Origin of the sequence: Ralstonia sp. Ralssp135, from assembly GCF_047304345.1 — a bacterium.
In the GTDB taxonomy this organism is placed as follows: domain Bacteria; phylum Pseudomonadota; class Gammaproteobacteria; order Burkholderiales; family Burkholderiaceae; genus Ralstonia; species Ralstonia chuxiongensis.
This window is the reverse complement of record NZ_JBGLYZ010000007.1, coordinates 98,005-111,549: the sequence shown is the minus strand read 5'-3', so window position 1 is coordinate 111,549 and position 13,545 is coordinate 98,005. Positions and strand designations below refer to the sequence as shown.

The window sequence follows — 13,545 nt, the reverse complement described above, 5'->3', positions numbered from 1 at the left end:
TATGACGATGACCGATCCGCAAACGCCTGGACCCGAGCAACCCGAAGCACCGCGCCCCGAGCGTCCAAAGCGCGGTTGGGGCCGCCGCATGCTGCGCTGGTTCGGCGTGTTCATCGCCCTTCTGTTAGCGATCGTGCTGGCACTCGCCGGTTGGCTGGTTTGGGCCATCCATTCGCAATCGGGCACGGCACAGTTGTGGTCACTCGCTACGCGCTTTGGCAACGCTTATGTGTCGGGCAAGCTGGAGGGCGGCACGGTGCGCGAGGGCGTGTCGCTGCGCGATCTGCACGTGCGCGCGGGCAGCACGGAAGTGCGCATCGATCATGTGGAAGGCCGCTGGGCCATCACGCGTGGCCCATGGCATGCGCATTTCGCGTACCTCCGTGCCGGCAATGTCGAGGTGATCCTGCACCCGACACCGCCCACACCGCCGAGTGGTCCGCCCAATTCGCTGGTGTTGCCGCTGGCGCTGGATGTGGACCGCCTCGCAGTCGATCGCCTTGCCATCCGGCAGGGCACGTCGACCACCGAACTGAAATCGATTGCCGGCAGCCTGCACACCGACGGGACGCATCACAACGTGCTGCTCGACGGCATGGAAACGTCCGCCGGCAAGCTCGCGGCCACGCTGCGCATGACCGGCACGAGGCCGTATCCGCTCACCGGCGCCGCAACACTTGCGACGCAATTCGAAGTCAACGGGCAGAAACAGGACGCGTCGGTATCGGCACAACTGTCGGGTTCGCTGGAAGCGTTGCATATCGAGGCGACCGGCACCGGCGCCAAGCTGACCGCGCAGGCGCTGATTGACGCCACGCCGTTCGGCGCGTTGCCTCTGTCGCGCGCAGTTGTGTCGGCGGAGCATGTGAACCCGCGTGCGTTTGCGCCGGGCGCCCCAGAAGCATCGTTGTCGATCCACGCCGACCTGCGCCCAGATGAGAAGGCCAAGACGCTGACCGTGGCCGGCCCCATCCAGATTGACAACGCGCAGGCCGGCACGCTCGACAAACAGAAACTGCCGCTGCAATCGCTGCGCGCGCAGGTGCGGCTGAACGAAAACGATCAGCAACTCACCGGACTGGATGTGCGCCTGCTGGGCGGCGCGGTGCTCACGGGTGGCGCCGATGTGCGGAAGGGGCATGGCGCCTTGCGCGTGGATGTGCGCCAGCTCGATCTGCAGGCGCTGCACGCATCGCTGGAGAAGACGAAGCTTGCTGGCCCCATCACCGTGGATTTTGCAGGCGGCACCCAACGTGTGGCGCTTGATCTGGCGGGTGGCGACATGCGCGCGCAAGCGAAAGCCGTGCTCGACGCGGCGCAGGTTGCGGTGGAGAGCGCCCAGGTGTCGCTGGGGCGCTCGCGGCTCACGCTGGCGGGCACGCTCAAGCACGACGATGCGCAGTCTTTTGCCTTCAAGGGCAATCTGGCGGAGTTCGATCCGTCGCGGCTGGCCAAGGTGGCCAAGGGCCGTATCAATGCCGAGTTCGACGCGCGTGGGACGCTCGGTGAGCCAATTGACGCCGCCGTCAAGTTTGCCGTGCGCGATAGCGATTACGCCGGCTTGCCGATGACCGGCGAGGGCAATGTCCACGTGCGCGGCGAACGCCTGCTGCCCAGCGACGCCAAGCTCGACATGGCCGGCAACAAAGCCAGTCTGCGGGGCAGCTTTGGCGGGGCGGGCGACCGCATGCATGTCGAAGTCGATGCGCCGCAGCTCGCACGCCTGCAGCTTGGGGTGAGCGGCGCGCTGACCTTATCCGGCGATGTCTCCGGCACGATCAAGCGCCCGCAGGTGGATGCCACGTTCCGCGCCAATCAGCTTGCCTATCAAGGGAACAAGATCGACACCGCCAACGGCCGTGCGCAGATCCGCGACGGGATCGACGGGCCATTGCTGTTCGAGCTGACCGCGCAGCGCGTGACGGGTCCGAGCCTGTCGTTGCGAGAAGTGCATGCCACGCTGGACGGTACGCGCCGCGCCCACCGCTTCCGCGCTGACGCCGACGGCAACGTACGCAACCAGCCGTTCAAGTTCGCGCTGGCAGGCGCCGGTGCGCTCACCCCCGGCAAGGACGGTGATGGTTGGGACGGCACGATCTCCACGCTGTCGGCACAGGGCGCGCCCAACCTGCAGCTTACGGCTCCTGTGAAGCTATCGGTGGCACCAGGCCGCCTGATGATGGGTCGAGCAGACCTGACACTGGACCAGACGCCCATCCACATCGAGCGAGTCGAATCGACCCAGGGTCACGTGCGCAGCGCCGGCCGCTTCGATGGCTTGCAGATTGCGCAGGTGCTGGAGCTTGTGCGCACCTGGACGGGCCAGGCTCCGCCGGTACGCACGGATCTCGTCGTCGACGGCCAGTGGGATCTGGATCTCGGCAGCACGGCCACCGGCACGGCGCGTATCGCCCGGCGCAGCGGCGATCTGTCGATCAACGCCGGCCGTGGTTTCACGCCGCTGGGCCTGACCGAAGCGACCGTGGAAGCGCGCGGCGAAGGCATGCGCCTCGGGCTGCGCGGGAATGTGCAATCAACGCGCGTCGGCAACCTTTACCTCGATGCGGGTGTCGGGCTTGTGCGTGATCCCGGACTGGGCACCTTGGCGCTCATGGCGCCCTCGTCGCCGCTTTCCGGCGGTTTGACGATCAGCCTGCCGCATCTCAAGAGCATTGGAGATCTGCTTGGGCCCGACGTCGCAACGGACGGGCAGCTTGCAGCCAGCCTGACATTTGCCGGTACGGTGGGTGCGCCCAAGGTGAGCGGCTTCCTGACGGGCCAGGACGTTGACGTGGCGCTGTACGACCAAGGCATCCGCCTGACCAAGGGCGTGGTGCGCGTGGCGCTCGACCAGAACGTGGTCGACCTGCAAGAGGTGGTGTTCCATGGCGGCGACGGCACCGTGCGGGCGCAGGGCCGCGTGCAGCTTGGCGAGGCGAATCCCAACCTGGCAGGCTCCATCGTTGCCGACAAGCTGCAACTCTTTGCCGATCCGGATCGCACGCTGGTGCTGTCGGGCCAGGCGCGTATCGCCAACGACAACGACCGAGTGGCCATCACCGGCAAGTTCAAGGTCGACCGCGGTCTGTTCGATTTGCCAAAGGACGGCGCGCCGTCGCTTGGCGACGACGTGGTCATCGTCCGTCGTGCCGATGCCGCGCGCAACCAGGCCGAACGCGGCGTCAAGCGGGAAGAGAAGCCGGCTGGCCGCTTCAGCCCGGTGGTGGATGTCGATGTCGATTTTGGCGACAACTTCCGCTTCAAGGGTGCGGGTGCAGACCTGTCACTTGGCGGCCAGATGCACGTGCACAGCGAACCGCTTGTGCCCCTGCGCGGCACCGGCACGATCTACGTGCGCGAGGGCAGCACGTACGAAGCGTTCGGCCGCAAGCTGGCCATCGAACAGGGCGTGCTGAACTTCGTGGGGCCGATCAACAACCCGTCGTTCAACATCACCGCAATGCGGCGTAACCAGGAAGTCGAAGCCGGCGTGCAGGTGACCGGCACGGTGCGTCAGCCGCGCGTCAAGCTCGTCTCCGAGCCCAACGTGCCCGATGAAGACAAACTCTCCTGGCTGATGTTCGGCTACAGCGCATCAAACGCTGGCCTGGGCCAGCAGCAGGCGATGTCCGGCGCGGCACTCGGCCTGCTGGGCAACGTGGCCGGCAAGAACGTGGCGCGGCGCTTCGGGCTCGACGAGTTCTCGATCGGGCCGTCCACCGCTGGCTTGACCGATCCGCAGGTGGTGAGCCTGGGCAAGGCAATCTCGGAGCGCATCACGGTTGGCTACGAGCAGAGCCTGTCGACGGCCGATTCCATCGTCAAACTGACGTGGCAGTTTTCGCGGCGGTGGTCGGTGGTGGCACGCGGCGGCACGATCAACGGCGCGTCGGTGCTGTTCAACAAGCGTTGGTAATCGGTTGGCCCCGCTGCCAGAATGGCGGCGGGTACATGTTTCGCACGAGGAGTTCCATGCCGCATCTTCGTCAATTCGCACAAGTGGGAGTCACCATGGGCGTTCTGGCTTCATTGCTGGGGCTGTTCGGCTGTGATCAGCAGAAGGTCGACCAGGCCGTGGATCGCGTGGGCGATGCCGCCAAACGAGCATGGCAATCGGCCAAGCCGGACAACCTGCTGTTCAAGGGCATCGTGGCGGGGCAATCCACCGAAGACGATGTCAGGGCCACCGCCGGCCAGCCCGAGATGATCTGGGAGAACGAAGGCGGCACGCGGCAGCTTGAGTATCCGCGCGGGCCGGAAGGGACTTCAACGTGGATGGTGACGATCGGGCCCGACGGGCACGTGCAGAAGATCGAGCAAGTGTTGACTGCCGAGAATTTTGGGCGCGTGCGGGTGGGGCAGACCAAAGACGACATCCGCCGGATGCTGGGCAAGCCGGGGAAGGTTGAGGTGTTTAAGCTGAAGCAGGAAGAGGTTTGGGGGTATCGGTGGATGGAAAGTGCTACCGAACGGGCGTTCTTTAATGTGCACTTTGGGCCGGATGGGAAGGTGACGACGACTTCGCGGAGTGATGATCGGTTGAATGGGGGCTAGGGGTTTTCGTTGTTTGGGTTTTTGGCTGTGGTCTTTTTTTTGTGGTGCATCCTTTGTTTCATCCCCGGCAGGGAACGAAAGGGGAGTGGACCACCAAGGCCCATCCTCCCCCCTCAAACCAAATCAACGCACCCGCATCCCCGGCACCGCCCCAGAATGCGGCTCAAGAATATAAAGCCCCGGCTGAGCCTTCTCATCAGCCGCCGAAGCCGCCAACACCATCCCTTCCGACATCCCGAACTTCATCTTGCGCGGTGCGAGGTTGGCAACCATCACGGTCAGCTTGCCCACGAGATCTTCCGGGGCATACGCCGACTGGATGCCAGAAAACACATTCCGCGTCTGCCCTTCACCCACATCCAGCGTGAGCTGCAGCAGTTTGTTCGATCCTTCCACGCGCTGGCAGGCGACGATCTTGGCCACACGCAAGTCGATCTTGGCGAAGTCGTCGATGGTGATGGTCTCGGCTATCGGCTCAATGACGGCAGCTCCGTTGGAGGCAGCAGTCGGTGCATCGGCGGTGGCCTGCAGCGACTGACGATTTGCTTCCACCAGCGCGTCCACCTGCTTCTTGTCCACGCGCGTCATCAGATGCGAGTACGGCTGGATCGGCTTGGCCGACGACAGTTGCGAATCGATCGAGCGCCACGTCAGCGGCTCAACGTTGAGGAACGCTTCGATGCGCTCAACCGTGGTCGGCAGAATCGGCTTGAGGTAAACGGCCAGCAGGCGGAACGCTTCCAGCGCGACCGAGCACGCGGCATGCAGCTTTTCGCGGTTGGCTTCGTCCTTGGCGAGGTCCCACGGCTTTTCCGTGTCGACGAACGCATTGACGGCATCGGCCAGCTCCATCACGGCACGCAGTGCCTTGCTGTACTCGCGCTTTTCATACAGATCGGCGATTTGGGGGGCGGCTTCGCGCAGCTGCACCATCAGCGGGTGGCCCAGCGCGGCGTCGCTCACGCGACCTTCGAAGCGCTTGACCAGGAAGCCCGCCGAGCGGCTGGCGATGTTGACGAACTTGCCTACCAGATCGCTGTTCACACGGGCGATGAAATCGTCCAGGTTCAGGTCCAGGTCTTCCATCGTCGCGTTCAGCTTGGCGGCGAAGTAGTAGCGCAGCCATTCCGGATTCAGGCCGGTGTCGATGTAGCTCTGAGCGGTGATGAACGTGCCGCGCGACTTGCTCATCTTGGCGCCGTCCACGGTCAGGAAGCCGTGGGCGAACACGTTGGTCGGCGTGCGGTGGCCCGAGAACTTGAGCATTGCTGGCCAGAACAGCGTGTGGAAATACAGGATGTCCTTGCCGATAAAGTGGTACTGCTCGGTGGTCGAGTGCTCTGCGATCCAGGATTCGAAATCGAGCCCGCGCTTGGCGCACAGGTTCTTGAAGCTGGCGTAGTAGCCGACTGGCGCATCCAGCCACACATAGAAGTACTTGCCCGGCGCGCCCGGAATCTCGAAACCGAAGTACGGCGCATCACGCGAGATGTCCCAGTCCGACAGCTTGGCCTCGCCTTCGTCGCCGAGCCATTCGCGCATCTTGTTGGTCGCTTCGGGCTGGGCCAGGTCGGCCACCCATTCGCGCAGGAAATTCTCGCAGCGCGGGTCGGAGAGCTTGAAGAAATAGTGCTCGGACGACTTGCGCACCGGCGTCGCGCCTGACACCACGGAATACGGATTCTTCAGGTCGGTTGGCTGGTACGTCGCGCCGCAGACTTCGCAGGAGTCGCCGTACTGGTCTTTCGCGCCGCACTTCGGGCATTCGCCCTTGATGAAGCGGTCCGGCAGGAACATCTCCTTGACCGGGTCATAGAACTGCTCGACCTCGCGCACATCGATCAGGCCGGCTTCCTTGAGCTTGAGGTAGACGCTCTGGCACAGCTCCTTGTTTTCGTCGGAGTCGGTGCTGTAGTAGTTGTCGAACGAGACGAGGAAGTTGTCGAAGTCGCGTTTATGTTCCGTCCAGACGCGTTCGATGAGCTGGCGCGGGGTCAGGCCTTCCTTCTCGGCGCGCAGCATGACGGGCGTGCCGTGCGTGTCGTCGGCACCCACGTAGTAGGTCTCATGCCCGCGCATGCGTTGGAAACGCACCCAGATATCGGTCTGGATGTACTCGACCAGGTGGCCGATGTGAATCGGTCCGTTTGCGTAGGGCAGGGCGGAAGTGACGAGGATGCGACGTTCGGACATGAGCGAGCCAGAAAAGTGCGGGCGGGCCGCAAACAGAGCGCGGCGCGCGGAGAAACGCATATTTTAGCGCGCCCGACGGCGGCGAGCCCGTCAGAGAGGAATCTGCGGAATCGCGGGGTGTGATCGCGGGCTTGGCCCATGCGTCACGATGTCGCGCAGGGGGTGACCCAAAAAAAAGCGCCGGTCAGAGCCGGCGCAGCTTTCCACAACGGAAAAGGAGGAGAAATCAGGTACCGCCCGGGAGGTCAGCCACGCATCGCGAGCCAGCAACGTGTGGCAAGCGGCACCTGTTTTCTATGACAGGGTTAGCCCTGAATAGGTTTCAAATAAATTTCGACGCGGCGATTTTGAGCGCGGCCGGCCTCAGTGGCGTTGTCGGCAACGGGCTGGTTCTGGCCGCGGCCTTCAGCCGAGAGTCGGTTGCGGGCCACGCCGCGGTCAGTCAGGTAGCTCGCCACGCTCTGCGCACGCTTTTGCGACAGCGTCATGTTGTAGTTCGGGTTGCCGGTGCTGTCCGTGTGGCCGACCACGTTGGCGGCCAGTTCCGGATGTTGCGTGAGCGTTTGTGCCACGCTATCCAACGGACCGCGGAACGACGGCTTGATCACCGCGCTGTCGGTGTCGAACGAAACCTGACTCGGGATGTTCAACTTGAGCGAGCCGTCGGGCTGCTCCGAAATTTGCGTGCCGGTGCCGGCGGTATCGCCAGCCAGCTTGGACTTGATGGCGCCCCAGTTGTAGCCGACGGCTGCGCCGGTTGCCGCGCCCAGCGCACCGCCAATGGCGGCGCCCTTGCCGTTGCCGACCAGCGCGCCGATGCCAGCGCCCACGGCCGCGCCAACGCCGGTGCCCATGGCGGTCTGGTTCTGCTGTTCGGTCGCGCAGCCGGCGGCCAGCAGGGCGATCAGCGAGACGGAAATAAGCTTGGCTTTCATGGTTTCTCCTACGGGTAACGGGATCGGTTCTTGTGAGTTTGCCGATATCCGGCGCATCAGAGGGATATTGGGGGAGGAATCGGACGAACGACGCGCCGGCAAAATACAATAGCAAAACAGTAGATAGAGTGGCCAGGGCGCCGCAAAGTTCATGCCGCGTCACCGTTGGCCCGTCCCCCATTCGCATTAGATTTGTGGAGCAAATGTTGAGCGTAACCATCGAACAGATCACCGAAGCCCTGCGCGGCGTGGTGGATCCCAATACCGAGCGCGACCTCGTGTCGTCCAAATCGGCGCGCAACATCCGGGTCGATGGCGGCGAGGTGTCGCTCGACGTGGAACTCGGCTACCCCGCCAAAAGCCAGTTCGAGCCGATCCGCAAGCTGGTGATCGGCGCGCTGCGCAAGGTGCAAGGTGTCGAAAATGTGAGCGTGCAGGTGTCGATGAAGATCGTCGCGCACGCGGTGCAACGCGGCGTGCACCTCATGCCGAATGTGAAGAACATCATCGCGGTGGCGTCGGGCAAGGGCGGGGTGGGCAAGTCGACCACCGCCGTGAACCTGGCGCTGGCGCTGTCTGCGGAAGGCGCTAACGTCGGCATTCTCGACGCCGATATCTACGGCCCGAGCCAGCCGATGATGCTGGGCATCCAGGGCCAGCCGGAGTCGGCAGACGGCAAGACGATGGAGCCGATGGAGGGCCACGGCCTGCAGGCCAACTCGATCGGTTTCCTGATCGAGCAGGACAATCCGATGGTCTGGCGCGGCCCGATGGTGACCTCGGCGCTGGAACAACTGCTCAAGCAGACCAACTGGCGCGACCTGGATTACCTCATCGTCGACATGCCGCCGGGCACGGGCGACATCCAGCTCACGCTGTCGCAGAAGGTGCCTGTGACGGGCGCGGTGATCGTCACCACGCCGCAGGACATCGCGCTGCTCGATGCCAAGAAAGGCTTGAAAATGTTCGAGAAGGTGGGGATTCCCATCATCGGCGTGGTCGAGAACATGGCGGTCTACTGCTGCCCGAACTGCGGCCATACCGAGCACATTTTCGGCGCCGGCGGCGGCGAGAAGATGTGCGAACAATACGGCGTGCCCTTCCTCGGAAGCCTGCCGCTGAACCTGTCCATTCGCGAGCAGGCCGATTCGGGCCGTCCGACCGTGGTGGCTGATCCCGACGGCGCAATTGCCGGTGTCTACAAGCAGATCGCGCGCCGCGTCGCGATTGCCGTGGCCGAGAAGGCGAAGGACATGACGAGCAAGTTCCCCTCGATCGTCGTGCAGAACACCTGAGCGAAAAACCATGGATGCCAGCGAGCCGTTGTCCAACGATCGCCAGACGGAGCGCCCGTCTGTACGGGTGGCGGTGGTGCTGTGCCGCCGCCCGACGGCCAACCGCTGGCAGCCGTTCCAGTGGCGGCTGGAGGCCGTCGTGCCCGATCTAGGCGAATACGGCACCGCACCGCGCTGCCTGGATCGTGCCGACGATGAGAAGGGCGACGAGCGCTGGCTTACGCCCGGCTTCTCCGTCACGCTGTTTCGCGATGAGGCCGAAGGCTACTACCTGAACGTGACCTCCGCCGCGCCCTGCTGGTTTGTGCTGTGGCGCCTGGGCGAATCGGGCACGGCTGACGAGGGCCGGGCGATTCCGCATACGGTTTCGCTGAGCTACAACGAGGCTGGGCGCTGGCTCGACGGTGGCGAGACGGTCGAAAACGTGCCGTTGGACGCCGCGGCGCTGCAATGGCTGCAGGCGTACGTGGCCGAAAACTACCGGCCCGAGCCGAAGAAGCGGCGCCGGCCGGAGTCGTTCCTGCCGCCGGAAGACCGCGCAAAGTTCTGAGCGAAGCTGCCGTGAGCAACGAAACTTTCCTCTCGCGCTGGTCACGCCGCAAGGCCGCCGAGCGGCGCGGCGAGCCCGAACCGGAAGTGGCCCCGCCCGCCGAGCCGGAGCCCGTTGTCGTGCCCGAAGTGTCGGCGGCCGAACCCGCGCCCGAGGCACCGCCCCCGCTCACGCTGGAAGACGCCGCCAAGCTGACGCCATCCGATGATTTCGCGCCCTTCGTCGCACACGGGGTGGACGAGGCCGTCAAGCGTGCCGCGCTCAAGAAGCTCTTCGCCGATCCGCACTTCAATGTGATGGACGGGCTCGATACCTACATCGACGATTATTCGCAGCCGGACCCGATCCCGCCTGAGATGTTGCGCGAGCTGCGCCATACGGCGGGATTGCGGTTGTTCGAGCCGCTGGAAGAGGAGGCGGCTGCGCCGACAGGAATCGAACCGGTATCGGACGCTTCGCCCGCTGTGACCGGCGAGACGCCGTGTGAACCTGCCGATGCCGAATCGCCCCTCCCGGACGACCCCGCCCAGGCAACCCCGCATGGCGGCGCTAAGCCGCCGTCCGTAGAATAAAAAAGTACCGCGCGGCAACGACCGTGCGGCCATGTCTCCACAGCCCGCGCCATGCACGTGGGCGCTCACGCACAAATCCATGCCGACGCTGCTTTGCAGTTGCAATCACACCATGCCGATCGATGCCGATGCGGTGGGCGACGCCCTGCGCGGGTCCGACGCCGCCATCGACACGCCAGGCAAGACGCACCACCTGCTGTGCCGCCGTGAGATCGGCGCGTTCACACAGGCGCTGGAGGGCACGGAAGACGTCATCGTCGCCTGCACGCAGGAAAAGGCGCTGTTTGCAGAAGTGGCCGCGCAGCACGAGGGCGTGACGGCGCCAATTCATTTCGTCAACGTGCGCGAAACGGGCGGGTGGTCGGCGGGGGCCAGACGCGATGCGCGTGGTTTCCGTGCCAAGACAGCGGCGCTGCTGGCCGTGGCAGGTTTGCCGGCGCCGGACCCGGTGCCTGTGGTCGACTACCGGTCCGACGGCAACGTGCTGATCGTCGGTCCTGCCGAGCGAGCGATGCCGTGGGCCGAACGCCTGGCCGACCAACTGAGCGTGACGGTGCTCGTCACCGGGCGTGATCGCGCAAGCGGTCCGCTTGTCCCGCCGATGGAGCGCCGCTGGCCCGTCCAGGCAGGCGAACTGCAGGAGGTGAAGGGCTGGCTTGGCACGTTCGAAGTGCAGTGGCGCAACCGCAATCCGATCGACCTGGACCGCTGCACCCGCTGCAACGCCTGCATCGACGTCTGCCCCGAAGGCGCCATCGACGCGCTTTACCAGATCGATCTGGATGCCTGCCGCGACAATCGCGCGTGCGTCAAAGCGTGCGGCGATGCGATGGCCATCGATTTCAGCCGCGTGGAGGCACCGCAGGCGTTATCGGGCCAATTCGACCTGATCTTCGATTTGAACGATGCGCCGGCGTTTGCCCAGCACCAGCCGCCGCAGGGGTACTTCCACGCTGGCGCAGACGCCGGCCGCCAACTGACGGCATCGCTGGCACTGCTGCAAATGGTGGGCGAGTTCGAGAAGCCCAAGTTTTTCCAATACAAGGAATCCATCTGCGCCCACGGACGTAACGGCCAGGTGGGCTGCGACGCTTGCGTGAAGGTGTGTTCAGCGTCGGCCATTGCGCCGCAGTGGAAGGACGGCCGCGGTAGCGTGCACGTCACGCCCAATCTGTGCGTGGGCTGCGGCGCGTGTACGACCGCATGCCCGACCGGCGCCATCACCTACGCCTATCCCAGCGCGCCTTACCAGGGGCGCAAGCTGAAGACGCTGCTGAGCACGTATGCATCGGCGGGTGGGCGTGATGCCGTGGTTCTGCTGCATAACGGTGGGCGCGGCCGCACGCTGATCGAGCAACTTGGCCGGGCCGCGCGTATCGGCAAGGCGCAGGGCGTGCCGGTGAATGTGCTGCCGGTCGAGGTCTTCCATGCGGCATCGACGGGATTGGACCTGTGGCTCGCAGCGTTGGCTTACGGCGCCGCGCGCGTCGCCATCCTGCTGACGGAAGACGACGCACCGCAGTACCGCGCGATGCTCGCCGAGCAGGTTGCCGTGGCGCAGGCCATGCTGCAGGGGCTTGGCGAACCGGCGGATGAGGCGGGCGTGGTGCTGATCGACGTGGCGGATGCAGCGGCGCTCGACGCGCGCCTGAGCAGTGCTGACGTATCGGCCCCGCTGCGCGGTTTCCGCCGTGACATGCCTGCGGCCACCTTTGCAGTGGCCGCTGCAAAGCGCGAGACGCTGGATTTTGCGCTCGACCATCTTGCGCGCCACGCCCAGGCAACCGAGGCCGTTATCCCGCTGCCGGCCGGGGCACCGTTTGGCGCCATCACCGTGAACCGCGAAAGCTGCACGCTGTGCATGGCTTGCGTGGGCGCGTGCCCGTCGCAGGCGCTGCGCGATCAGGCCGAGCGCCCCATGCTGGCCATGATCGAGCGCAACTGCGTCCAATGCGGTCTGTGCGAAACCACGTGCCCTGAAAGCGCCATCGCCCTCGTCCCGCGTCTGAACCTGTCGGCCGAAGCCCGCCAATCGGTCACGCTTAATGAGGCCCAGCCGTTCCACTGCATCCGCTGCAACAAGCCGTTCGGCACCGCGCAGATGGTCACGACGATGCTTGCCAAGCTGGGCGCCCATCCGGCGTTCTCGGGCGCTGCCGCCGAGCGCCTCAAGATGTGCAGCGACTGCCGCGTGATCGACATGATGCAGCACGGCGAACGCCCCGGCGCCCCGCACTGAAAACCGCGCATTCAAGCTGATCTCTGAGCCCATGACCGACGCCCAGCCCCTGCAATTCCAGCCCGCCGCCACGCCTGCCGACAGCGCCGAGGATCTCGCCCGTGCGGACCTGTACGGCCTGCTGGCCACGCTGTTCTTCCACGCGGCAGACGCCGATTTGCTGCAGCGCATTGCTGCCGCGCCGCTGGACCCGGTAGGCGACTACGCTATCGCCCCGGCCGATGCGGAAGCCGCCGCCAGCAGCGCACTTACCCAGGCGTGGCGAAAGCTTGTTGCCCGCGCCGGCAAGACCAGCGCAGGGCAGGCCGACGACGAATACACCGAGCTGTTTATCGGCGTCGGCAAGCCCGAAGTGTTCTTGTACGGCTCGTACTACCAGGCCGGTTTTATGAACGAAAAGCCGCTCGTGGTGTTGCGCGACGACCTGCGCCGCTACGGCCTGGAGCGCGCCGAGGGCGTCACGGAAACCGAAGATCACCTCGCTACGCTGTGCGAGGTCATGCGTTACCTCATCGCGGGGGACGATGTTGCTGTTGCCCGCGTTGAGGAGCAGCGCGCTTTTTTCCAGCGCCATCTGGCCTCGTGGGTCGATACGGCTTGTGATGCTGTACTGCAGCATCCGCGTGCCGCGTTTTATGCCGACGTGGCGGGATTGGCAAAGGCGTTTTTCGACGTCGAGCGGCTCGCGCTGGAATTGGCGTGACGGCAATGAGACCGGCCGCCTAAAAATTGAGCGGCCTGTCAAGAGTCGCGTCCCGTCCGCGTCACGGCGGACCGGTTCAAATCGCACTCATTGAAAAAATTCATCGGTAAATCGTCAGGAAAATCCCTGTGTGAGGGGTTTTAGGCATGGTTTTCCCATGCCGTTACTCCTAAAATGTGTTCAAAAATTCCTATTACATTCGGTCATCGGTTTGAATGAGCCGGGGAGCATCGAAATGCCAGGTCCGAACACCGTCCCACACGCCCGCCCAGAGGCGGATTCCGCTGAATCCGCCCCCACGCGCCGCCGCTTTCTGATGGGCGCCGCCGTGGCCGCTGCCGCCGCAGGCACGGCCGCCACGGCCAGCCATCTGGTGCAAGCGCCCGCCGCCACGGCCTCGCCCGCTGCTGACACCGCGGATGACGGTGCCACCGGCTACCGGCTGAGCGAACACATTCGCAAGTACTACAAGACGACGTGGATCTGACGCGGCCGCATGCGCGC

General features: G+C 64.8%; 10 protein-coding genes. 8 read left to right on the top strand and 2 right to left on the bottom strand.

Annotated features, from left to right (window positions below; translation table 11 throughout):
* The first annotated feature begins 1 nt into the window (after nt 1).
* Both ACCD03_RS07980 and ACCD03_RS07975 read left to right on the top strand, forming a co-directional pair.
* Nucleotides 2–3,916, top strand: coding sequence for a translocation/assembly module TamB domain-containing protein (locus tag ACCD03_RS07980; protein WP_413411247.1), 3,915 nt, complete (start codon nt 2–4; stop codon nt 3,914–3,916).
* A 95-nt stretch (nt 3,917–4,011) separates the two neighbouring features.
* On the top strand, nt 4,012–4,554 hold the full coding sequence (locus ACCD03_RS07975; protein WP_045202875.1) for a lipoprotein: 543 nt from the start codon (nt 4,012–4,014) through the stop codon (nt 4,552–4,554).
* A 123-nt stretch (nt 4,555–4,677) separates the two neighbouring features.
* On the opposite strand, the gene metG is transcribed toward ACCD03_RS07975, so the two are convergent.
* Nucleotides 4,678–6,747: a methionine--tRNA ligase gene (gene metG, locus ACCD03_RS07970; RefSeq protein ID WP_325649485.1), complete on the bottom strand. Its 2,070-nt coding sequence runs from the start codon at nt 6,745–6,747 to the stop codon at nt 4,678–4,680.
* A 305-nt stretch (nt 6,748–7,052) separates the two neighbouring features.
* A complete protein-coding gene (locus tag ACCD03_RS07965; RefSeq protein WP_012762565.1) occupies nt 7,053–7,682 on the bottom strand; it encodes an OmpA family protein in 630 nt (209 codons plus the stop codon).
* A 206-nt stretch (nt 7,683–7,888) separates the two neighbouring features.
* Between ACCD03_RS07965 and apbC the strand changes: the two genes are divergently transcribed.
* From apbC to ACCD03_RS07935, 6 genes are all read left to right on the top strand, one after another.
* Entirely contained in the window at nt 7,889–8,977 is a 1,089-nt protein-coding gene (gene apbC / locus ACCD03_RS07960) for an iron-sulfur cluster carrier protein ApbC (protein ID WP_316671723.1), read from the top strand.
* Nucleotides 8,978–8,987: 10 nt separating this feature from the next.
* Nucleotides 8,988–9,527 carry a DUF3305 domain-containing protein gene (locus ACCD03_RS07955; RefSeq protein ID WP_045205959.1) on the top strand — a complete coding sequence of 180 codons (540 nt, stop codon included), beginning with the start codon at nt 8,988–8,990 and terminating at the stop codon, nt 9,525–9,527.
* Nucleotides 9,528–9,538: 11 nt separating this feature from the next.
* Nucleotides 9,539–10,099 (top strand): DUF3306 domain-containing protein, encoded by a 561-nt coding sequence (locus ACCD03_RS07950; RefSeq protein WP_413411246.1) that lies wholly within the window; start codon nt 9,539–9,541, stop codon nt 10,097–10,099.
* Nucleotides 10,100–10,178: 79 nt separating this feature from the next.
* Entirely contained in the window at nt 10,179–12,338 is a 2,160-nt protein-coding gene (locus ACCD03_RS07945; RefSeq protein ID WP_413411245.1) for a 4Fe-4S binding protein, read from the top strand.
* A 31-nt stretch (nt 12,339–12,369) separates the two neighbouring features.
* A complete protein-coding gene (locus ACCD03_RS07940; RefSeq protein WP_325649478.1) occupies nt 12,370–13,041 on the top strand; it encodes a molecular chaperone in 672 nt (223 codons plus the stop codon).
* A gap of 235 nt (nt 13,042–13,276) precedes the next feature.
* Nucleotides 13,277–13,528, top strand: a complete 252-nt coding sequence (locus tag ACCD03_RS07935) for a ubiquinol-cytochrome c reductase iron-sulfur subunit N-terminal domain-containing protein (protein WP_413411244.1) — start codon at nt 13,277–13,279, stop codon at nt 13,526–13,528.
* Nucleotides 13,529–13,545: the final 17 nt, after the last annotated feature.

Excerpts from the sequence above, each read along its gene's own strand:
- ACCD03_RS07945 (WP_413411245.1), top strand. The coding sequence starts at position 10,179 with ATGCCGACGCTGCTTTGCAGTTGCAATCACACCATGCCGATCGATGCC.
- ACCD03_RS07965 (WP_012762565.1), bottom strand. The coding sequence starts at position 7,682 with ATGAAAGCCAAGCTTATTTCCGTCTCGCTGATCGCCCTGCTGGCCGCC.
- ACCD03_RS07980 (WP_413411247.1), top strand. The coding sequence starts at position 2 with ATGACGATGACCGATCCGCAAACGCCTGGACCCGAGCAACCCGAAGCA.
- ACCD03_RS07955 (WP_045205959.1), top strand. The coding sequence starts at position 8,988 with ATGGATGCCAGCGAGCCGTTGTCCAACGATCGCCAGACGGAGCGCCCG.
- metG (WP_325649485.1), bottom strand. The coding sequence starts at position 6,747 with ATGTCCGAACGTCGCATCCTCGTCACTTCCGCCCTGCCCTACGCAAAC.
- ACCD03_RS07940 (WP_325649478.1), top strand. The coding sequence starts at position 12,370 with ATGACCGACGCCCAGCCCCTGCAATTCCAGCCCGCCGCCACGCCTGCC.
- ACCD03_RS07975 (WP_045202875.1), top strand. The coding sequence starts at position 4,012 with ATGGGCGTTCTGGCTTCATTGCTGGGGCTGTTCGGCTGTGATCAGCAG.
- ACCD03_RS07935 (WP_413411244.1), top strand. The coding sequence starts at position 13,277 with ATGCCAGGTCCGAACACCGTCCCACACGCCCGCCCAGAGGCGGATTCC.